The following is an 18,260-nucleotide window of genomic DNA, read 5'->3' as shown; positions in this document are numbered from 1 at the left end:
GATTCAGCCGATCAGATCCTGATATTCGTCCTCGTCCATGAAGTCGTCGAGCACCGAGAGGTCGTCGACCTTCATCTTGAAGAACCAGGCGGCCATCGGGTCGTCGTTGACGAGGCCGGGCTTGTCGACGAGCTTCTCGTTCACCGCGACGATCTCGCCGTCCATCGGCGCCGAAATGTCCGAGGCGGCCTTCACGCTCTCGATCACCGCCACCTCGTCGCCCTCCGCGACCACGGTCTCGATCTCGGGCAGCTCGATGAACACGACATCGCCGAGCTGCGTCGCCGCATGTTCGGTGATGCCGACCACGACGAGGTCGCCCTCGACCCGCAGCCATTCATGCTCCTTGGTGTATTTCATCTTCAGCCTCAGCGTTTGTAGGTGGAGGGTCGGAAAGGAAGATCGACAACCGTCACGGGCAGGCGCTTGCCGCGCACCTCGCCCACGAGGGCCGTACCGGGGGCGGCGTGGGAGGTCGCCACATAGCCCATGGCGATCGGCGCCTCGACCGAGGGGCCGAAGCCGCCGGACGTGACACGGCCGACGGGCGTGCCGTCGGGCGTGAAAAGCTCGGTGCCCTCGCGCATCGGCGCGCGGCCCGACGGGGAGAGCCCCACGCGCAGACGCTCGGGTCCCGCCTCGAGGTCGGCGAGGATGCGCTGGTCGCCGGCAAAGCCGCCCGCGCGGGCGCCGCCGGGCCGCCGGGCCTTCTGGATCGCCCAGGCAAGGCCCGCCTCGACCGGCGAGGTGGTCGTGTCGATATCGTGGCCGTAGAGGCAGAGCCCGGCCTCGAGCCGCAGGCTGTCGCGCGCGCCGAGCCCGATCGGGGCCACCTCCTCGCGGGCGAGAAGCGCCTCGGCGAAGGCGGCGATCGCCTCGACCGGGACCGAGATCTCGAACCCGTCCTCGCCGGTGTAGCCCGAGCGCGAGATCCAGAGCTCGGCACCCTGCCAGTCGGCCGCGATCACATCCATGAAGCGCATTGCCGCTGCGGCGGGAACCAGCGAGGCCAGCACCGCCTCGGCGGCGGGGCCCTGCAGGGCAAGGAGGCCGCGGTCATCGACCGTCACCACCTCGGCCGCGTCGCCCAGCGCCGCGCGGAGATGGGCCGTGTCCTCGGCCACGCAGGCCGCATTGACCACGACATAGAGATGGTCGCCCCGGTTGGCGAACATGAGGTCGTCGCGGATGCCGCCGGTCTCGTTGGTGAGGATCCCGTAGCGCTGGCGGCCCTCGGCCAGCCCCAGCACATCGACCGGCATCAGCCTCTCGAAGGCGGCGCCGAGCGCGGCCATCCCGCCCCGGGGCCGCAGGACAAGCTGTCCCATGTGGCTCACGTCGAAGAGCCCGGCCGCAGTGCGGGTGTGCAGATGTTCCTTCATCACGCCCGCAGGATATTGAACCGGCATTTCCCAGCCGGCAAAGGGCACCAACCGGCCGCCGAGGCGGACATGCAGATCATGCAGCGGCAGTCGCCGCAGCCCTGGGGTTTCGTCGCTCACGCCGCCCTCCTTCGGTCCGATGCCGGCGGAATGCGCGGCACCGCATGGACGGTTCCCCGTCCCGCAGTGCCCCCTCTGTCCCTTGCGCCTGAGATCGTTATCCCTTCGGCGGGCCGTCCGGCCTCTCTCCAGAGTCTTCGAAACAGGACGGTCCTTGCGCCTGAGAGTTTACCGGGGCGGTTGCTCCTTCGGCACCGGGGTCGCCCCCGGATTCTCCCGATCCTGTGGCTTTCACCTAGCCCGGCGGCAAAGCGGCTGTCCAGCGGAAAAGAACACGACGCTTTCGCCGCGAAAGGCGACATGGGGGTGCGGCGGATGGTCCGGGCGGGGCGGCCTCCGTCCCGGTTTCGGCAGGGCCTGCGCGAGGGGAGACCGCGCGCGGGGGCGCTGCCCCCGCACCCCCGGGATATTTGGGCAGAGTGAAAGCGCGGTGAGGGGCGGGACGCGGTGCCGGGGTCGGCCCTCGGCTCGCCGGGTCCGGGAGGGACGCGGGCGGGACCCGCCTGCGCAGGGGCCGCAAGGGACAACCGGCGCCGCCCGGGGGTCGGGCGGCGCCGGTCGGGTCAGCTGCGGGCCTCGCGGATCAGGTCGAGGATGTGCTTGGCCGCCGAGGGGATGTTGGTACCGGGGCCGAAGATGGCCTTCACCCCCGCCTGCTGCAGGAAGTCGTAATCCTGCTGCGGGATCACGCCGCCGCAGATCACGAGGATCTCGCCCGCGCCCTTCTCCTTCAGCGCCTCAATCAGCTTCGGCGCGAGGGTCTTGTGGCCCGCGGCCAGCGAGGAGATGCCCACCACATGGACGTCATTGTCGATGGCGTCCTGCGCCGCCTCCTCGGGCGTCTGGAACAGGGTGCCCACATCGACGTCGAAGCCGATGTCGGCGAAGGCGGTGGCGATCACCTTGGCGCCGCGGTCGTGGCCGTCCTGCCCCATCTTCACCACCAGCATCCGGGGCCGGCGGCCCTCTTCCTCGGCGAAGCTCTCGACGTCGCGCTGGATCTGCGCGAAGCCGTCGTCGCCCTCGTAGGCCGCGCCATAGACACCCGAGAGCGTCTTCACTTCCGCACGGTGGCGGCCGAACACCTTCTCCATGGCCATGCTGATCTCTCCGACAGAGGCGCGGGCGCGCGAGGCATCCACCGCGGCTTCGAGCAGGTTGCCGCCCTCGGCGGCGCGGCGGGTCAGTTCGTCGAGCGCCGCCTGGCAGGCGGCCTCGTCACGGGTGGCGCGCATCTTCTCCAGCCGCGCGATCTGCGCGTCGCGGACGGCCACGTTGTCGATGTCGAGGATCTCGATCGGATCTTCCTTGGCCAGCCGATACTTGTTCACGCCGACGATCACATCCTCGCCGCGGTCGATGGCGGCCTGCCGGCGGGCGGCCGATTCCTCGATCCGGAGCTTCGGCATCCCCGAGGCCACGGCCTTGGTCATGCCGCCCATGGCCTCGACCTCCTCGATGAGCGCCCAGGCCTTTTCCGCAAGCTCGGCGGTCAGGCTTTCGACATAGTAGGAGCCCGCCAGCGGATCGACGACCCTGGTCACGCCCGTCTCTTCCTGCAGGATGATCTGGGTGTTCCGAGCGATCCGGGCCGAGAATTCGGTGGGCAGCGCGATGGCCTCGTCGAGCGCGTTGGTATGCAGCGACTGGGTGCCGCCGAGCGCCGCCGACATCGCCTCGTAAGCGGTGCGGATGACGTTGTTGTAGGGGTCCTGCTCCTGCAGGCTCACGCCCGAGGTCTGGCAGTGGGTGCGCAGCATCAGGCTGCCGGGCTTCTTCGGCGCGAATTCGGACATGATCCGGTGCCACAGAAGCCGCGCCGCGCGGAGCTTCGCGGCTTCCATGAAGAAGTTCATGCCGATGGCGAAGAAGAAGCTGAGGCGCCCGGCGAAATCGTCCACATTCATGCCGCGCGCCAGCGCCGCGCGGACATATTCGCGCCCGTCGGCCAGCGTATAGGCCAGCTCCTGCACGAGGTTCGCCCCCGCCTCCTGCATGTGATAGCCGGAGATCGAGATCGAGTTGAACTTCGGCATCTCCTTCGAGGTATATTCGATGATGTCCGCAATGATCCGCATCGAGGGCTCGGGCGGATAGATGTAGGTGTTGCGGACCATGAACTCCTTGAGGATGTCGTTCTGGATCGTGCCCGACAGCGCGGCCCGCGGCACGCCCTGCTCCTCGCCGGTCACGATGAAATTGGCGAGGATCGGGATCACCGCGCCGTTCATCGTCATCGAGACCGAGATCTTCTCGAGCGGGATGCCGTTGAACAGGATCTTCATGTCCTCGATCGAGTCGATGGCCACGCCCGCCTTGCCCACGTCGCCCACCACGCGCGGATGGTCGCTGTCGTAGCCGCGGTGGGTCGCAAGGTCGAAGGCCACCGAGACGCCCTGCTGCCCCGCGGCCAGCGCCTTGCGGTAGAAGGCGTTCGAGGCCTCGGCGGTCGAGAAGCCCGCATATTGCCGGATCGTCCAGGGGCGGCCCGCATACATCGTGGCGCGCACGCCGCGGGTGAAGGGCGCGACCCCGGGCAGCCCGTCGAGATGCTCCATCCCCGCAAGATCGGCCCTGGTATAGAGCGGCTTGACCGGAATGCCCTCCAGCGTGTTCCAGGTCAGGCTGTCGGGGCTCTTGCCCTTCAGCTCCTTCTCGGCGAGCTTGCGCCACGCATCGAGATCTTCGGTCATCGGCTCTTCCCTCTTACTGACCGCGGGCGCGGGGCCACGCGTGAGACTTGGGTTTCGGCGGGTGCCGGCCTATATGAGGACGGGAGGCCGCATGAAACCCCTTCAAATTCTTGCTCTTGCAGCGTTTCTACCCCTGTCCGCCCTCGCGGAGACCCCAGCCCCCGAAGGGCCGGGGCCGGTCGAGGCCCATGGGTTCACGCTCGCACAGTTCCTGTGGGCGAAACGGCCGGTGGTGGTCTTCGCCGACACCGAGGCCGATCCGAACTTCATCCGGCAGATGGAGATGATCGCGGCCCGCCTGGACTTTCTGGACGAGCGCGACGTGATCGTGATCTTCGACACCAGCCCCGACGATCCGTCCGAGATCCGCAGGACGCTGCATCCCCGCGGCTTCTCGCTCGTGATCCTCGACAAGGACGGGCAGGTGAAGCTGCGCAAGCCCCTGCCCTGGGACGTGCGCGAGATCGGCCGGGCCATCGACAAGTTCCCCCTGCGACGGGACGAACTGCTCGAGAGGAACCCGGCCGGCCGGTAGCTCATTCGAACTCCATGATCACATCGTCGACCCGCAGGCTCGCCCCCGGCGCGGCGGCGATCTTCTTGACCGTGCCGCGGCGTTCGGCGCGCAGGATGTTCTCCATCTTCATCGCCTCGACCGTGGCCAGCGCCTGACCCTCCTGCACCTCGTCGCCCTCGGCCACGTTGATCTTCACCACGAGGCCCGGCATCGGGCAGAGCAGGTATTTCGACGTGTCCGGCGGCAGCTTCTCGGGCATGAGAAGCGCAAGCTCGGCCTGACGCGGGGTGCGGACATTGACCTTCAGATCCGCGCCGCGCAGCCGCAGGCGGAAGCCCATCGGGATCTTGCCCACCTTCATGACCAGCGGCCTGCCGTCGACCATCAGGCTTGCGAGCGGCTGGCCCGGCGTCCAGTCCGAGGTCACGCGCAGCGAGGAGCCGTCCGAGAAGCTGACCGTCGAGCCCTCACGGTCGGCGGCGATGCTGACGTGATAGCTCTCGCCCTGCAGCGCCACCACCCAGTCGACGCCCACATGCCGCTCGTGGTTGTTCATCGTTCCCGAGATGCGGGTGCGCCGGATCTCGGCCACGCGGTTCATCGCGGCGGCGGCGGCGGCCACCCGGCGCAGCGTCGGCTCGTCGAGCACCGCGCCCTGGAAGCCGTCGGGATATTCCTCGGCGATGAAGGCCGTGGTGATGTCGCCCTTCACGAAGCGCGGATGGTCCATCACCGCGCCCACGAAGGGCAGGTTGTGGCCGATCCCCTCCACCTCGAACGTGTCGAGCGCGAGGCGCATCTCCTCGATGGCCGCTTCCCGCGTCGGCGCCCAGGTGCAGAGCTTGGCGATCATCGGGTCATAATACATCGAGATCTCACCGCCCTCGTAGACGCCGGTATCGTTGCGCACGACCGAGGTCGGCGTCACGCTCTCCACCGGCGGGCGGTAGCGGGTGAGGCGGCCGATCGAGGGCAGGAAGTTGCGGTAGGGATCCTCGGCATAGAGACGGCTCTCCATCGCCCAGCCGTTGATCTTCAGGTCCGACTGCTGGAAGGGCAGCTTCTCGCCGGCCGCCACGCGGATCATCTGCTCGACGAGGTCGATGCCGGTGATGAGCTCGGTGACCGGGTGCTCCACCTGCAGGCGGGTGTTCATCTCGAGGAAGTAGAAGTTCTTCTGCCCGTCCACGATGAACTCCACCGTGCCGGCCGAAGCATAGCCCACGGCCTTGGCCAGAGCGCAGGCCTGCTCGCCCATGGCCTTGCGGGTGGCCTCGTCGAGGAAGGGCGAGGGCGCCTCCTCGATGACCTTCTGGTTGCGGCGCTGAATCGAGCATTCCCGCTCGTGCAGATAGACGCAGTTGCCGTGTTTGTCGGCCAGCACCTGGATCTCGATATGGCGCGGCTGGGTCACGAACTTCTCGATGAAGATCCGGTCGTCGCCGAAGCTGTTGGCGGCCTCGTTCTTCGAGGATTCGAAGCCTTCCTTGACCTCGGCCTCGCTCCAGGCGATGCGCATGCCCTTGCCGCCGCCGCCGGCGGAGGCCTTGATCATCACCGGATAGCCGATCTCGTTCGAGATCTTCACCGCCTCGTCGGCGTCGGCGATCAGGCCCATGTAGCCCGGAACCGTCGAGACGCCCGCCTCTTTCGCCAGCTTCTTCGAGGTGATCTTGTCGCCCATCGCCTCGATCGCGCCCGAGGGCGGGCCGATGAAGACCACGCCGGCCGCCTCGAGCGCCGCGGCGAAATCCATCCGTTCCGACAGGAAGCCGTAGCCCGGATGCACCGCCTCGGCGCCCGAGGCCTTGATCGCCTCCATGATCTTGTCGATCACGATATAGGACTGGTTGGCGGGCGGCGGCCCGATGTGGATCGCCTCGTCCGCCATGCTGACGTGGAGCGCATTGCGGTCGGCGTCGGAATAGACGGCCACCGTCTGGATGCCCATCTTGCGGGCGGTCTTGATGACGCGGCAGGCGATCTCGCCCCGGTTCGCGATCAGGATCTTCTTGAACATCATCGTCCCTTTGTCAGCAGCGCGCGGCAAGGCGCGAAAACGAAAAGGACCGCCCGGGCCAAAGCCCGGACGGTCCCTGAGATGCACTGGTCTGCGCGGCCGAAGCGGCGCGGAAATGGGTGCTCGACGCCGCCAGAGCGGTGCCGCAGCCTGCGATCAGCGCCGCGGGAGCGGCGCCGGCCTCAGTAGTAGTTGCCGCCCGAGCGGCAGGGCGGCAGGCCCGCCACGCCGCAGCTGGCAGCGCCCGCGAGGGCGCCGAGAGCGGCACCGGCCACCATGTTCTCGTCGGTCGCATCGGCGAGAGCAGCGCCTGCAAGCGCGCCGCCACCGGCGCGGCCGGTCGCCGTGTCGCAGGCCGAGACGGTCGCGGCGATGGCCCCGAGAAGAAGGAATTTCGTGATGTTGGACATGCTCTGCCTCCGGTTTCTGTTTTGTCGGAGCCGAGGATTACCGCAACCGGCGACGCGGAAAAGCCGAAAATCGGCCGGGGGGCAGGTTCGGCCGATTGCCGCTCACACCGGCAAAAGGCCGGCCCGGTGCGAGACGCGCCGGACCGGAAGGAAAGGGAAGGGTCGCAAGACTGCGGAAGGTGCCCCGCCGAGGCGGGGGCTTCCGCTTCTTCAACATGGGGCGCATCCGGCGGGCAGACAAAGGCCAAGTGGGCGTGCATTTCGCGATGCGCGAAATCCGGCCGCAGGAGCAGATGCTTGCGCGAGTCCATGCCTAGTCCTCGTCCGCGTCGTCCCAATCGTCCTCGAAGGCCGCCGGCGGCGCATCGGGAGCGAAGACTTCGGGAAAGGCGGCCTCGGCCTTGCGGCGGTCGATCCGCAACAGGGCGTCGTAGGATTCAGGATCGAACGGATCCTCGGCCGCCACGACCTCGCGGCCGAAGAGCCACGACAGGCGGCCCGCGTCGAGGTTGCCGCGCTCGAACGGCTCCTCGCCGAAATGCGCCCAGAGGGCCGCGAGGAAGCCCGCATCGGCCGCGCGATCGACGGCCTTGCGGTCACGGTAGCGCTCGCGCCGGATGATGCGCGTGGCGCCCTCCTTGTTGGCGCGGCGGATCGTATATTGGAGGTCGGTGCCCGGAAGCCGGCTCGGGAAGCCGCGGTGCTTCAGCATGGCGCGCCCTCCCGGATCCGGAGGGCGAAGGGGTAGGCGGGCCGGAGAGACTCGACGGCCCGCCCGGGCCGATTACTTGTATTTGCCCGTGTAGACCGGCTCGGTCGTGACGGCCGGCTGTTCAACGTACACGGCTTCTTCTTTCTTCGCGCAGGCAGCCACGAAAGCAACCATGCACAGCGCGAAAACGACAGTGCTCTTCGACATCCTCTACTCCATTTTTTATTGCAAGCCGACGCTGAGGAACCTTCCTCAACGTGGACTTCCTGCGAGGCATAGACCGCTTGGGTTCGGTCGTCCAGCATCGTATCTGATCCCCCAAGCGATTGACACATCATGCGTTTCAAAGCCTTGTCCTGTGACTCTTCTACATCAGCCAACCCCGAAATTTGGGGCCGGGCCACAATAGGTGGTGTTGCCATCAGAAAGCCTCCCAGATGCAGTGGCCATCCCGGATGCTGAAGGCCTCGAAGTATTGCGTGGCGTCGGGGTCGGCCTCGCCGAAGGGAACCGGCCTGTCCGAGAGGGAAACGATGACCTGCACGGGCGGCGGAACCACTTCGGCAACCCGGGGCAGGACGTAGCTCTCGCACAGGGCCACCATGTCGGCAAAGGCCGTATCGTAATCCACTCCCCCTCCGGCCGCGATGCCGGGTGTGAGGAAGCGGAAGCGGAAGGTCAGGCCCGCCGGGCCCGGCTCGTTCCAGATCGTGTCGATCAGCGTCACCGCCTGGCCCGAGGGCACGGCGATCGGGTCGGCCTCGGTCATGCCGCGGCCCCTCCCCGCCGGACACCGACGGTCTGCCTGAGAGACAGCCCACGACCCCGACGATCCGCGCGCCTCCGCGCGGGAGCCACAGGGCTCCGCGCGGTGCCGACGCTTTCCTCAGCGGCGAGCCTCATCCTTCCCCTCCTCCCGATCAGAGGGGGATGTTATCGTGCTTCTTCCACGGATTAGCGAGTTTCTTGTTCCGCAGGCTCGCGAAGGCCTTCGACACCCGGCGACGGGTCGAATGCGGCATGATGACCTCGTCGATGAAGCCGCGCTCGGCCGCCACGAACGGGTTGGCGAAGCGGTCCTCATATTCCTTCGCACGGGCGGCGATCTTCTCCTTGTCGCCCAGTTCCGAGCGGTAGAGGATCTCGGTCGCGCCCTTGGCGCCCATCACCGCGATCTCGGCCGTGGGCCAGGCATAGTTGAAATCGCCGCGCAGATGCTTCGAGGCCATCACGTCATAGGCGCCGCCATAGGCCTTGCGGGTGATGACCGTGACCTTCGGCACGGTCGCCTCGCCATAGGCGAACAGCAGCTTCGCCCCGTGCTTGATGACGCCGCCATATTCCTGACCCGTTCCCGGCAGGAAGCCCGGCACGTCGACGAGCGTCAGGATCGGGATGTTGAAGGCGTCGCAGAAGCGCACGAAGCGCGCGGCCTTGCGCGAGCTGTCGATGTCGAGGCAGCCCGCCAGCACCATCGGCTGGTTCGCCACCACGCCCACCGTCTGGCCCTCGAGCCGGATGAAGCCGGTGATGATGTTGGCCGCGAAGTCCTTCTGGATCTCGTAGAAGTCCGCCTCGTCGGCGATCTTCAGGATGAGCTCCTTCATGTCGTAGGGCTGGTTCGGGTTGTCGGGGATCAGCGTGTCGAGGCTGTCCTCGATCCGGGCCACATCGTCGAAGAAGGGCCGCACCGGGGCGGGCGTGCGGTTCGAGAGCGGCAGGAAGTCGACGAGGCGGCGAATCTCATAAAGTGCCTCGACGTCGTTCTCGAAGGCGCCATCGGCCACGGAAGACTTTTTCGTATGGGTGGAGGCCCCGCCGAGTTCCTCGGCCGTCACCACTTCGTTCGTCACCGTCTTCACCACGTCGGGGCCGGTCACGAACATATAGGAGGTGTCGCGCACCATGAAGATGAAGTCGGTCATGGCGGGCGAATAGACCGCGCCGCCCGCACAGGGGCCCATGATGACCGAGATCTGCGGGATCACGCCCGAGGCCATGATGTTGCGCTGGAACACGTCGGCATAGCCTGCGAGCGAGGCCACGCCCTCCTGGATGCGCGCACCGCCCGAGTCGTTCAGCCCGATGACCGGCGCGCCGTTCTGCATCGCCATGTCCATGATCTTGCAGATCTTCTGCGCATGGGTCTCGGACAGCGAGCCGCCGAACACGGTGAAGTCCTGGCTGAAGACATAGACCATGCGGCCGTTGATCGTGCCCCAGCCGGTCACGACGCCGTCGCCCGCGGGACGGTCGTCCTGCATCCCGAAGTCGGTGCAGCGGTGGCGCACGAACATGTCGAATTCCTCGAACGAGCCCTCGTCGAGCAGAAGCTCGATCCGCTCGCGCGCCGTCAGCTTGCCGCGCTTGTGCTGCGCCTCGACCCGGCGCTGGCCGCCGCCGGCGCGGGCGATCGCGCGGCGGTTCTCGAGTTCCTGGAGAATGTCTTTCATGGCCTTGCCCCTCGAATTTGGCCGCACCATAGTCAGGAGCCCTTCGCTGCGAAAGAAAATTTCGGGATATTTGCAAATGACTTTGCAAATCCCGCCTGCAAATCGCAAACCCTTCTCAGGATCTCGCCATGCCCACGCTTCCGGTGCCCCTTGTCACCATCGGTCTGCTTCTCGCCTCGAACATCTTCATGACCTTCGCCTGGTATGGGCACCTGAAGTACAAGAGCGCGCCGCTTCTCATCGTGATCTTCGCGAGCTGGGGCATCGCCTTCTTCGAATATCTGCTGCAGGTGCCGGCCAACCGGATCGGACATACCCATTTCTCGGCCGCCCAGCTCAAGACCATCCAGGAGGTCATCACCCTTCTCGTCTTCGCCGCCTTCTCGGTGTTCTGGCTGAAGGAGCCGCTGCACTGGAATCACCTGCTGGGTTTCGCCTTCATCGGGCTCGGCGCATTCTTCATCTTCCACAGCTGGAGCTGATGGACAGTCCGCTGCAGCAGGCCTAATTCCTGATCGATGATCGCGCTCCCCCCACCCCGCTTCCTCGACCGTCGCTCGCCGCCCCACATCCTCACGCTGGTGATGCTGACGGGGCTGGCGGCGCTGGCCATGAACATCTTCCTGCCGTCGCTGCCGGGGATGTCCGCCTGGTTCGATGCGCCCTACCAGCTGCTGCAACTGTCGGTCGCGCTCTATCTCGGGCTCAGCGCCCTCCTTCAGGTGGCGGTGGGGCCGATCTCGGACCGGTTCGGCCGGCGGAACGTGATACTGTGGTCGCTGGGCCTGTTCCTCGCGGCGACGGTGGGCACGCTGCTGGCACCCTCGGCCGAAATCTTCCTCGTCTTCCGCATGGCGCAGGCGGTGATTGCGGCCGGCATGGTGCTGAGCCGCGCCGTCGTGCGGGACATGGTGCCCGACGAGCAGGCGGCCTCGATGATCGGTTATGTCACCATGGGCATGTCGCTCGTGCCCATGATCGGGCCGGTGATCGGCGGGATGCTGGACGAGGCCTTCGGCTGGCAGGCGAACTTCACCCTCCTTCTGGTGCTGGGGCTCCTCGTCATGGCGCTGGTCTGGGCCGATCTCGGCGAAACCTCCGAGATCCGCCCGGTGAGCTTCGGCGCGCAGCTGCGCCAGTATCCGGCGCTTCTGGGCTCGCAGCGGTTCTGGGGCTATGTGCTCTGCGCAGCCTTCGCCTCGGGCTGCTTCTTCGCCTATCTCGGCGGCGCGCCCTTCGTGGGCACCGAGATCTTCCACCTGTCTTCCTCGCAGGTGGGGCTCTATTTCTCGGCCCCCGCCATCGGCTATGCGCTGGGGAACTTCCTGTCGGGGCGCTTCTCGATCCGCATGGGCATGAACCGGATGGTGCTCTGGGGCACGGTCGCCACCACGCTGGGCCTTGCGATCCTGATGGCGGGCACGCTCGCGGGGCTGCACCATCCGCTCTTCTTCTTCGGCATGATGACGGCGGTGGGGCTCGGCAATGGCATGGTGCTGCCCAATGCCAATGCGGGGATGCTCTCGATCCATCCGCAGCTCGCGGGCACCGCGTCGGGCCTCGGCGGGGCGATCATGATCGGCGGCGGCGCCGCCCTCGCGGCCCTCGCCGGGGTGGTGCTGACAGTGGAGGGCGGAGAGATGCCGCTCATCCTCATCATGCTGTTCTCGGGCGCGGCCTCGGTCGTCTCGATCCTCTGGGTGATGCGCCGCGCGCGGGCGCTCGGCCTCACCATCTGACGCAGCCGTTGACGCGGCCCCTTTGCAAAGGCAGGAATAACTTTGCAAAAGGAGGCCGGGGATGGCGCAGAAACTCTATGCCGGGGCGAAGCTGCGCGAGCTGCGGGTGAAGCTCGGGCTCACCCAGAAGGTCTTCGCCGAGCGGCTGGGCGCCTCGCTGCCCTATCTCAATCAGATGGAGAACAACCACCGGCCGGTCTCGGCCACCGTGGTCCTGGCGCTCGCGCAGGAGTTCGGGGTGGATGTGACCAAGCTCACCACCTCCGAGGCCGAGCGCATCGTCACCGACATGCGCGAGGCGCTGGCCGATCCGGTCTTCACCGACAGCCCGCCTCTGGCCGACCTCCGGCTCGTGGCCTCGAACGCGCCGGCCTTCGCGCGCGCCTTCCTCGACCTGCACCGCGCCTACCGGCAGACCCACGAGCGGCTCGCCTCGCTCGACGAGGCGCTGGGGCGCGACGAGGCCGACCTGCGCCCCTCGCCCTGGGAGGAGGTGCGGGACTTCTTCCACTATTGCGACAATTACCTCGATGCGGTGGACCGGGCGGCCGAACATTACGCGGCCCCCGGCGGTGTGCGGCGCGACGTCTTTTCCGCCGCGATGGAGACCCTGACACGGGCGGGGCTCGATCTGCAGATTTCGGACATGCCGGCGATCCGCAGCCGCGAGGGGAATGCGCTGCGCCTCTCGGCCCGGGCGGCGGCGCCGACGCAGCGGTTCCAGCTGCTGCATCAGGTGGCGCTCCTGACCCAGAACGACCTGCTCGAGGCCACGCTGGATCTGGCCCGGTTCCAGACGGCCGAGGCGCGCGAGATCGCGAAGATCGGGCTCGCCAACTATTTCGCGGGGGCGGCCCTCCTGCCCTACCGCCCGTTCCTGCAGGCGGCGGCCGAGACGCGGCACGATCTGGAGCGGCTGGCCGACCTGTTCGGCGCCTCGATCGAACAGGTGGCGCACCGGCTCTCGACCCTGCAGCGGCCCGGCGCCAAGGGCGTGCCCTTCTTCTTCGTCCGGGTCGATCAGGCGGGCACGATCACCAAGCGCCACTCGGCCACGCGCTTCCAGTTCGCGCGCTTCGGCGGCGCCTGCCCGCTCTGGAACGTCCACCGCGCTTTCGAGACACCGGGGCGGTTCCTGCGCCAGCTGGCCCAGACGCCGGACGGGGTGCGCTATCTGCTGCTCGCACGGGACGTGTCGAAGCCCGGCGGCTCCTTCACCGCGCCCGTGCGCCGCTATGCCATCGGGCTCGGCTGCGAGGTGCAGCATGCCGATGCGCTGGTCTATGCGGACGGGCTGGATCTGAAGGGGAGCTTCGAGCCGATCGGCATCTCCTGCCGGATCTGTGACCGGCAGGAGTGCCACCAGCGGTCTGTGCCGCCGCTGGAAAAGCGCCTTCGGGTGGACCCCGACCGGCGCGGGTTGCTGCCATACGAGATTGTCGATTAGCAGGCCGCGGTTGCGCGGCCTGCAGGCCCTCTCATATGCACGCGCTCATGGCGCGATCCTCATCCGGTGCGTGCCCGGCTCTGCGGTCCTGCGAGGGACCCTGCGAACCACGAGGTTCAGCCGCGTTCGTTTCAGACAAGACGCGCGAAATGCGGGTCGGTTTTCCTGAGGGTTCCGTTCGGCCCGGTCACGCCCGGAAGATCCGCCATCAGCTCGTGCGGGGTGTGGATCATGCCGTGCTCCCTCTTGGTTTCGTTAAGGAAAAGCTACGTCACAGATTCTTTTGCCGCCTTGATGCGTATCAATGTCAGCGCTTCGCCGGCCGGAAGCCCGCAGACTTGGCCTCGGCCGCGGTGCAGAACCACTGCTCCTCGGGGCCCGAGATCACGGTGCGCGCATAGTCGGCCTGTCCGGGCATGTGATAGATCCGGCCGTTGCGCGAGACATTGCCCTTGATCGCGCACTCTCCCGGCGGAGGCGGTGCGGGCGGCGCATGACGATAGTCCTCCGGGCGCTGCATCGGGCCGGACCAGACGCCGAGGCCCTCCGCTTCGGCCCGCGCCTCCTCGCGCACATAGCGCGCCGAGTAGCGCCGGTAGGCCACCGCCGCGCCGTCGCGCACCATCCGCGCGCCCACATCCTCGCCGCGGGCCTCGCAGGTCGCGAGCAGGCGGCCGTAGCGGTCGCGCTCGTCGCCCTCGCAGCGCACCGCCCCGCCGCCGAGCATCAGCTCGAGCCGTTCGGTGGCCCAGGCCCCGCAGGGCCAGAGCCGGTCGGGGTCGCCGCAGGTCTGGTCGTGCTCGGGCGCGTCGATGCCGAAGAGGCGGACCCGGACCCCCTCGATCTCGAGCGTGTCGCCGTCGATCACCCGCGCCGGCCCCTCCACGGGCGCGGCGAGGACGGGAAGCGGCAGAAGGGCGGCCAGAACGAGAAGTGAACGAAGTCTTAACATGCCGCAGACATGCCCGCCGCGCCGGGCCGGACGCAAGTCGGAAGTCAGGGATGCGTTAAGAAAGTCTTAAGATCCACCCCGGAGCGGCCCCGACCTGCCGGAAGGCCCCAACCCTCAGCGTTGGGCCGTGCGCCAGTTCGGGTTCGTCACCGGCTCGAGGTTCAGCGGCGCGAGCGGGGTCCGGCCGAGGATATGGTCGGACGCCTTCTCGCCCACCATGATCGAGGGCGCGTTGAGGTTGCCGTTCGTCACCCGCGGGAAGATCGAACTGTCGGCCACGCGCAGCCCCTCGACCCCGATCACCCGGCACTCGGGATCGACGACCGCCATCGGATCGTCCGCCCGCCCGATCCGCGCCGTCCCGCAGGGGTGATAGGCGCTCTCGACATGCTCGCGGATGAAGGCGTCGATCTCCGCGTCCGAAGCGCAGGCCGCCCCCGGCTGGATCTCGTGCCGGACGAAGGGCTTGAAAGCCTCCTGCCCGAAGATTTCGCGCGTGAGGCGGACGCAGCGGCGGAAGTCCTGCCAATCCTCTTCGGTCGACATGTAGTTGAAGCGGATCACCGGCGGCGCCTCGGGATCGGCCGAGCGCAGCGTCACCGACCCGCGCGAGGGCGAGCGCATCGGCCCCACATGCACCTGGAAGCCGTGGCCCTCGGCGGCGGCCTTGCCGTCGTAGCGCACGGCAATGGGCAGGAAGTGATACTGGATGTCGGGATACTCCACGCCCGGCTTCGAGCGGATGAAGGCGCAGGCCTCGAACTGGTTCGAGGCCCCGAGCCCGCGCCCGGTAAACAGCCACTGCGCGCCGATGCTGACCTTGCCGCGCAGGTTCCAGTGCTTGAAGAGCGTGACCGGCTGGAGGCTCGCGAACTGCATGTAGACCTCCAGATGATCCTGGAGGTTTTGGCCCACGCCCGGCCGGTCGGCCACGACCGGGATCCCGTGCTCGGCCAGATGCGCGGCGGACCCGATGCCCGACAGCATCAGAAGCTTCGGCGTGTTGAGCGAGGAGGCGGCGAGGATCACCTCGCGGCCGGCCCGGATCACCTCGCGGCCGCCGCGGCGCTGCACCTCGACGCCGACGGCACGGCCTTCCTCGATCACCACCTTCAGCGCGAGGGCGCGGGTGAGCTGGACCCCGAACCGCTTCATCGCGGGCCTGAGATAGGCATTGGCGGCCGACCAGCGCCGGCCCTGCCAGATCGTGGCCTCCATCGGGCCGAAGCCCTCCTGCGCCGCGCCGTTGTAATCGTCGGTCACCGGATAGCCCGCCTGCCGCCCCGCCTCGATGAAGGCGTTGAACAGGGGATTGGAGCGCGGGCCGCGCGTCACATGCAGCGGCCCGTCATGGCCGCGCCACTCGACATCGCCGGGGACGTGCCAGTTCTCCATCCGCTTGAAATAGGGCAGCACATCGGCAAAGCCCCAGCCGGTGGCCCCGCTCTCGGCCCAATGGTCGAAGTCGCGCGCGTGGCCGCGGACATAGACCATGCCGTTGATCGAGGACGAGCCGCCGATCACCTTGCCGCGCGGCGTGGCGAGCACGCGCCCGTCCAGATGCGGCTCGGGCTCGGTCTTCAGGCCCCAGTCGTAGATCCCCATGTTCATCGGATAGGAGAGCGCCGCGGGCATCTGGATGAAGGGCCCGGCATCCGTGCCGCCATGCTCGATGACCAGCACCGAGCGGCCCGCCTCGCCGAGGCGATAGGCCATGGCACAGCCGGCCGAGCCGGCGCCGACGATGATGTAATCGAACATTCCGGCTCCTCAGTAGGGGGCGTCCACCGGCCCCATGCCGACATAGACCGACTTCACCTGCGTATAGTGCTGGACGGCGGCCCGGCCGTTCTCGCGGCCCACGCCCGACAGCTTCACCCCGCCGAAGGGCGCCTCGACCGGCGTAAGGTTGTAGGCGTTGATCCAGCAGGTCCCGGCCTGCAGCTGCGCCACCACCCGGTGCGCCCGCGTGAGATCCGCGGTGAAGACCCCCGCGGCGAGGCCGAAGTCGGTGGCATTCGCCCGCGCGATCGCCTCCTCCTCGGTCTCGAAATCGAGCACCGCCATCACCGGACCGAACACCTCCTCGCGGGCGAGGGTCATGGCGTCCGTCACATCGGCGAAGACCGTGGGCTGGACATAGCAGCCGGGGCTGACCGAGGCCTCGCCGCCGCAGACGAGGCGGCCGCCCTCGGCGCGGGCCTTCTCGATATAGGCCAGCACCTTCTCGAGCTGCGCCTGCGAGACGAGCGGCCCCATCTGGACCTCGGGGTCGAGCGGATCGCCCATGCGGATGGCATCGGCCCGCTCGGCCAGCCGGGCGAGGAACGCTTCCTTGATCCCCTTCTGCACGAAGACCCGCGTCCCGTTCGAGCAGATCTGGCCCGCGGAATAGAAGTTGCCGAGCATCGCCGCGCCGATGGCGCTCTCCAGATCGGCATCGTCGAAGACGATCAGGGGCGACTTGCCGCCGAGCTCCATCGTGACATGGCGCACGCCCTCGGCCGCAGCCGCATAGACGCGCCGCCCCGTCGGCACCGAGCCCGTGAGCGAGACCTTGGCCACCCGGCTGTCGGTGACGAGCGACGCCCCCACCGCGCCGCGGCCCTGCACCACGTTGAAGAGCCCGGGCGGCAGGCCCGCCTCGATCAGGATCTCGGCCAGCTTCAGCGCGCCGAGCGGCGTCACTTCCGAGGGTTTGAACACCATCGCATTGCCGAGCGCGAGCGCGGGCGCGGCCTTCCAGCAGGCGATCTGGCTCGGGTAGTTCCAGGCGCCGATGCCCACGCAGAGGCCCAGCGGCTCGCGGATCGTATAGACGAAATCCTGCCCCAGCGGCACGGTCTCGCCGGTGACGACGGGCGCCAGACCGGCGAAGAATTCCAGCGCATCCGCCCCCGAGGCCCAGTCGGCCACCAGCGTCTCCTGCAGCGGCTTGCCGGTGTCGAGCGTCTCGAGAAGGCTCAGCTCCTCGTTGTGCGCCCGGATCAGGTCCGAGGCCCGGCGCAGGATCCGCGCCCGCTCGACGGGCCGCATCGCGGCCCAGGCCGCCTGCGCGCGGGCGCCCGAGGCCAAAGCCGCCTCGATCACGGCGGGCGTGGCCTCGTGAAGGCGGGCGATCTCCTCGCCGGTGGCGGGATAGATCACGGGGATCGGCGCGCCGGTCTCATCCTCGAGCGGACGACCGTCGACGAAATGGCTGGCGGCGGGCTGGGCTCTCACAGGGGACATTCCTTCAGATGGGCGTTCAGATAGGCGCGGGCACAGGCAACGGCGGCCGCGCTGTCGGGCGGGCCCTCCTTCAGCACCTCGCGCAGATAGAGGCCGTCGATCAGCGCGCCCAGACCGTCGGCGAGGTCTGCCGCCCGCTCTCCGGCCAGGGGCCGCAGCCCGACGAGGAGATTCGACCGCAGACGGCGCTGGTAGATCGCCAGAAGCCGCCTCGCCTGGGGCGCGGTCTGGGCCAGAACGTAGAAATTCAGCCACGCCCCCACCACCTCGCGCCGGAAATTCGTGGCCGAGAACGAGGCCTGCAGGATGGCGGTGATCCGGGCCGCCGGGGTCTCCGCCCCGAGCAGCGCGCCCCGCACCTCGGCCCCGTAGAGCGACAGGACGTGGCGCATCGCCGCAATGAAAAGCGCTTCCTTTCCACCGAAGTAGTGGTGGGCAAGGGCCGAAGACATGCCCGCGCGCTTGGCGATCTGGCTCACGGTCACATCGAGAGAACCCGCCCGCCCGATCTCGACGATCGTGGCTTTGACGAGCGCGGCCTTTCGGATAGGCTCCATACCGAGTTTCGGCATGTGCAGAATACC

General features: G+C 68.0%; 17 protein-coding genes and 1 riboswitch. Of the genes, 4 read left to right on the top strand and 13 right to left on the bottom strand.

Annotation, left to right across the window (positions count from 1 at the left end):
• Positions 1-3: 3 nt before the first annotated feature.
• The 3 genes from gcvH to scpA all read right to left on the bottom strand — a co-directional run bounded on the left by gcvH (position 4) and on the right by scpA (position 4,195).
• Positions 4-360 carry a glycine cleavage system protein GcvH gene (gene gcvH, locus RSP_RS03990; RefSeq protein ID WP_002719352.1) on the bottom strand — a complete coding sequence of 119 codons (357 nt, stop codon included), beginning with the start codon at positions 358-360 and terminating at the stop codon, positions 4-6.
• Between the two features lie 8 nt (positions 361-368).
• Positions 369-1,502, bottom strand: coding sequence for a glycine cleavage system aminomethyltransferase GcvT (gcvT, locus tag RSP_RS03985; protein WP_011337302.1), 1,134 nt, complete (start codon positions 1,500-1,502; stop codon positions 369-371).
• 138 nt (positions 1,503-1,640) lie between these two features.
• Positions 1,641-1,732, bottom strand: a riboswitch (glycine riboswitch).
• Between the two features lie 333 nt (positions 1,733-2,065).
• Entirely contained in the window at positions 2,066-4,195 is a 2,130-nt protein-coding gene (gene scpA / locus RSP_RS03980) for a methylmalonyl-CoA mutase (RefSeq protein ID WP_011337301.1), read from the bottom strand.
• Positions 4,196-4,286: 91 nt separating this feature from the next.
• Between scpA and RSP_RS03975 the strand changes: the two genes are divergently transcribed.
• Positions 4,287-4,730 (top strand): DUF4174 domain-containing protein, encoded by a 444-nt coding sequence (locus tag RSP_RS03975; RefSeq protein ID WP_011337300.1) that lies wholly within the window; start codon positions 4,287-4,289, stop codon positions 4,728-4,730.
• A 1-nt stretch (position 4,731) separates the two neighbouring features.
• Here the strand turns inward: RSP_RS03975 and RSP_RS03970 are convergent, their stop codons facing one another.
• The 6 genes from RSP_RS03970 to RSP_RS03950 all read right to left on the bottom strand — a co-directional run bounded on the left by RSP_RS03970 (position 4,732) and on the right by RSP_RS03950 (position 10,307).
• A complete protein-coding gene (locus RSP_RS03970) occupies positions 4,732-6,732 on the bottom strand; it encodes an acetyl-CoA carboxylase biotin carboxylase subunit (RefSeq protein ID WP_017140126.1) in 2,001 nt (666 codons plus the stop codon).
• A 182-nt stretch (positions 6,733-6,914) separates the two neighbouring features.
• Positions 6,915-7,142: a hypothetical protein gene (locus tag RSP_RS03965; protein ID WP_002719347.1), complete on the bottom strand. Its 228-nt coding sequence runs from the start codon at positions 7,140-7,142 to the stop codon at positions 6,915-6,917.
• Between the two features lie 313 nt (positions 7,143-7,455).
• Positions 7,456-7,854 (bottom strand): hypothetical protein, encoded by a 399-nt coding sequence (locus RSP_RS03960; RefSeq protein ID WP_002719345.1) that lies wholly within the window; start codon positions 7,852-7,854, stop codon positions 7,456-7,458.
• 72 nt (positions 7,855-7,926) lie between these two features.
• Positions 7,927-8,061, bottom strand: a complete 135-nt coding sequence (locus RSP_RS22640) for a hypothetical protein (protein WP_002719344.1) — start codon at positions 8,059-8,061, stop codon at positions 7,927-7,929.
• 214 nt (positions 8,062-8,275) lie between these two features.
• Positions 8,276-8,623 (bottom strand): DUF6497 family protein, encoded by a 348-nt coding sequence (locus tag RSP_RS03955; protein ID WP_011337297.1) that lies wholly within the window; start codon positions 8,621-8,623, stop codon positions 8,276-8,278.
• A 151-nt stretch (positions 8,624-8,774) separates the two neighbouring features.
• The gene (locus RSP_RS03950; protein ID WP_002719342.1) at positions 8,775-10,307 is read right to left on the bottom strand and encodes an acyl-CoA carboxylase subunit beta; all 1,533 of its coding nucleotides are present in this window, start codon (positions 10,305-10,307) and stop codon (positions 8,775-8,777) included.
• 128 nt (positions 10,308-10,435) lie between these two features.
• On the opposite strand from RSP_RS03950, the gene RSP_RS03945 reads away from it, so the two are divergent.
• From RSP_RS03945 to pccR, 3 genes are all read left to right on the top strand, one after another.
• The gene (locus RSP_RS03945; protein ID WP_002719341.1) at positions 10,436-10,789 is read left to right on the top strand and encodes a DMT family protein; all 354 of its coding nucleotides are present in this window, start codon (positions 10,436-10,438) and stop codon (positions 10,787-10,789) included.
• Positions 10,790-10,825: 36 nt separating this feature from the next.
• Complete coding sequence (locus RSP_RS03940; RefSeq protein WP_011337296.1) at positions 10,826-12,046, top strand: multidrug effflux MFS transporter; 1,221 nt, start codon at positions 10,826-10,828, stop codon at positions 12,044-12,046.
• Positions 12,047-12,107: 61 nt separating this feature from the next.
• A complete protein-coding gene (gene pccR / locus RSP_RS03935; protein WP_002719339.1) occupies positions 12,108-13,493 on the top strand; it encodes a propionyl-CoA assimilation transcriptional regulator PccR in 1,386 nt (461 codons plus the stop codon).
• Between the two features lie 307 nt (positions 13,494-13,800).
• Here pccR and RSP_RS03930 read toward each other — a convergent pair whose 3' ends face one another.
• The 4 genes from RSP_RS03930 to betI all read right to left on the bottom strand — a co-directional run bounded on the left by RSP_RS03930 (position 13,801) and on the right by betI (position 18,248).
• Positions 13,801-14,445, bottom strand: coding sequence for a thermonuclease family protein (locus RSP_RS03930; RefSeq protein ID WP_017140124.1), 645 nt, complete (start codon positions 14,443-14,445; stop codon positions 13,801-13,803).
• A 114-nt stretch (positions 14,446-14,559) separates the two neighbouring features.
• Positions 14,560-16,206 (bottom strand): choline dehydrogenase, encoded by a 1,647-nt coding sequence (gene betA / locus RSP_RS03925; protein WP_011337294.1) that lies wholly within the window; start codon positions 16,204-16,206, stop codon positions 14,560-14,562.
• Between the two features lie 9 nt (positions 16,207-16,215).
• Positions 16,216-17,667: a betaine-aldehyde dehydrogenase gene (betB, locus tag RSP_RS03920; RefSeq protein WP_011337293.1), complete on the bottom strand. Its 1,452-nt coding sequence runs from the start codon at positions 17,665-17,667 to the stop codon at positions 16,216-16,218.
• Complete coding sequence (betI, locus tag RSP_RS03915; RefSeq protein ID WP_011337292.1) at positions 17,664-18,248, bottom strand: choline-binding transcriptional repressor BetI; 585 nt, start codon at positions 18,246-18,248, stop codon at positions 17,664-17,666. Before betI ends, betB begins: the two co-directional genes overlap by 4 nt.
• Positions 18,249-18,260: the final 12 nt, after the last annotated feature.

Origin of the sequence: Cereibacter sphaeroides 2.4.1, from assembly GCF_000012905.2 — a bacterium.
Taxonomy (GTDB): Bacteria; Pseudomonadota; Alphaproteobacteria; order Rhodobacterales; family Rhodobacteraceae; genus Cereibacter_A; species Cereibacter_A sphaeroides.
This window is presented reverse-complemented; position numbering and strand designations above follow the sequence as displayed.

Excerpts from the sequence above, each read along its gene's own strand:
- gcvH (WP_002719352.1), bottom strand. The coding sequence starts at position 360 with ATGAAATACACCAAGGAGCATGAATGGCTGCGGGTCGAGGGCGACCTC.
- scpA (WP_011337301.1), bottom strand. The coding sequence starts at position 4,195 with ATGACCGAAGATCTCGATGCGTGGCGCAAGCTCGCCGAGAAGGAGCTG.
- RSP_RS03975 (WP_011337300.1), top strand. The coding sequence starts at position 4,287 with ATGAAACCCCTTCAAATTCTTGCTCTTGCAGCGTTTCTACCCCTGTCC.
- RSP_RS03970 (WP_017140126.1), bottom strand. The coding sequence starts at position 6,732 with ATGTTCAAGAAGATCCTGATCGCGAACCGGGGCGAGATCGCCTGCCGC.
- RSP_RS03965 (WP_002719347.1), bottom strand. The coding sequence starts at position 7,142 with ATGTCCAACATCACGAAATTCCTTCTTCTCGGGGCCATCGCCGCGACC.
- RSP_RS03960 (WP_002719345.1), bottom strand. The coding sequence starts at position 7,854 with ATGCTGAAGCACCGCGGCTTCCCGAGCCGGCTTCCGGGCACCGACCTC.
- RSP_RS22640 (WP_002719344.1), bottom strand. The coding sequence starts at position 8,061 with ATGTCGAAGAGCACTGTCGTTTTCGCGCTGTGCATGGTTGCTTTCGTG.
- RSP_RS03955 (WP_011337297.1), bottom strand. The coding sequence starts at position 8,623 with ATGACCGAGGCCGACCCGATCGCCGTGCCCTCGGGCCAGGCGGTGACG.
- RSP_RS03950 (WP_002719342.1), bottom strand. The coding sequence starts at position 10,307 with ATGAAAGACATTCTCCAGGAACTCGAGAACCGCCGCGCGATCGCCCGC.
- RSP_RS03945 (WP_002719341.1), top strand. The coding sequence starts at position 10,436 with ATGCCCACGCTTCCGGTGCCCCTTGTCACCATCGGTCTGCTTCTCGCC.
- RSP_RS03940 (WP_011337296.1), top strand. The coding sequence starts at position 10,826 with ATGATCGCGCTCCCCCCACCCCGCTTCCTCGACCGTCGCTCGCCGCCC.
- pccR (WP_002719339.1), top strand. The coding sequence starts at position 12,108 with ATGGCGCAGAAACTCTATGCCGGGGCGAAGCTGCGCGAGCTGCGGGTG.
- RSP_RS03930 (WP_017140124.1), bottom strand. The coding sequence starts at position 14,445 with ATGTTAAGACTTCGTTCACTTCTCGTTCTGGCCGCCCTTCTGCCGCTT.
- betA (WP_011337294.1), bottom strand. The coding sequence starts at position 16,206 with ATGTTCGATTACATCATCGTCGGCGCCGGCTCGGCCGGCTGTGCCATG.
- betI (WP_011337292.1), bottom strand. The coding sequence starts at position 18,248 with ATGCCGAAACTCGGTATGGAGCCTATCCGAAAGGCCGCGCTCGTCAAA.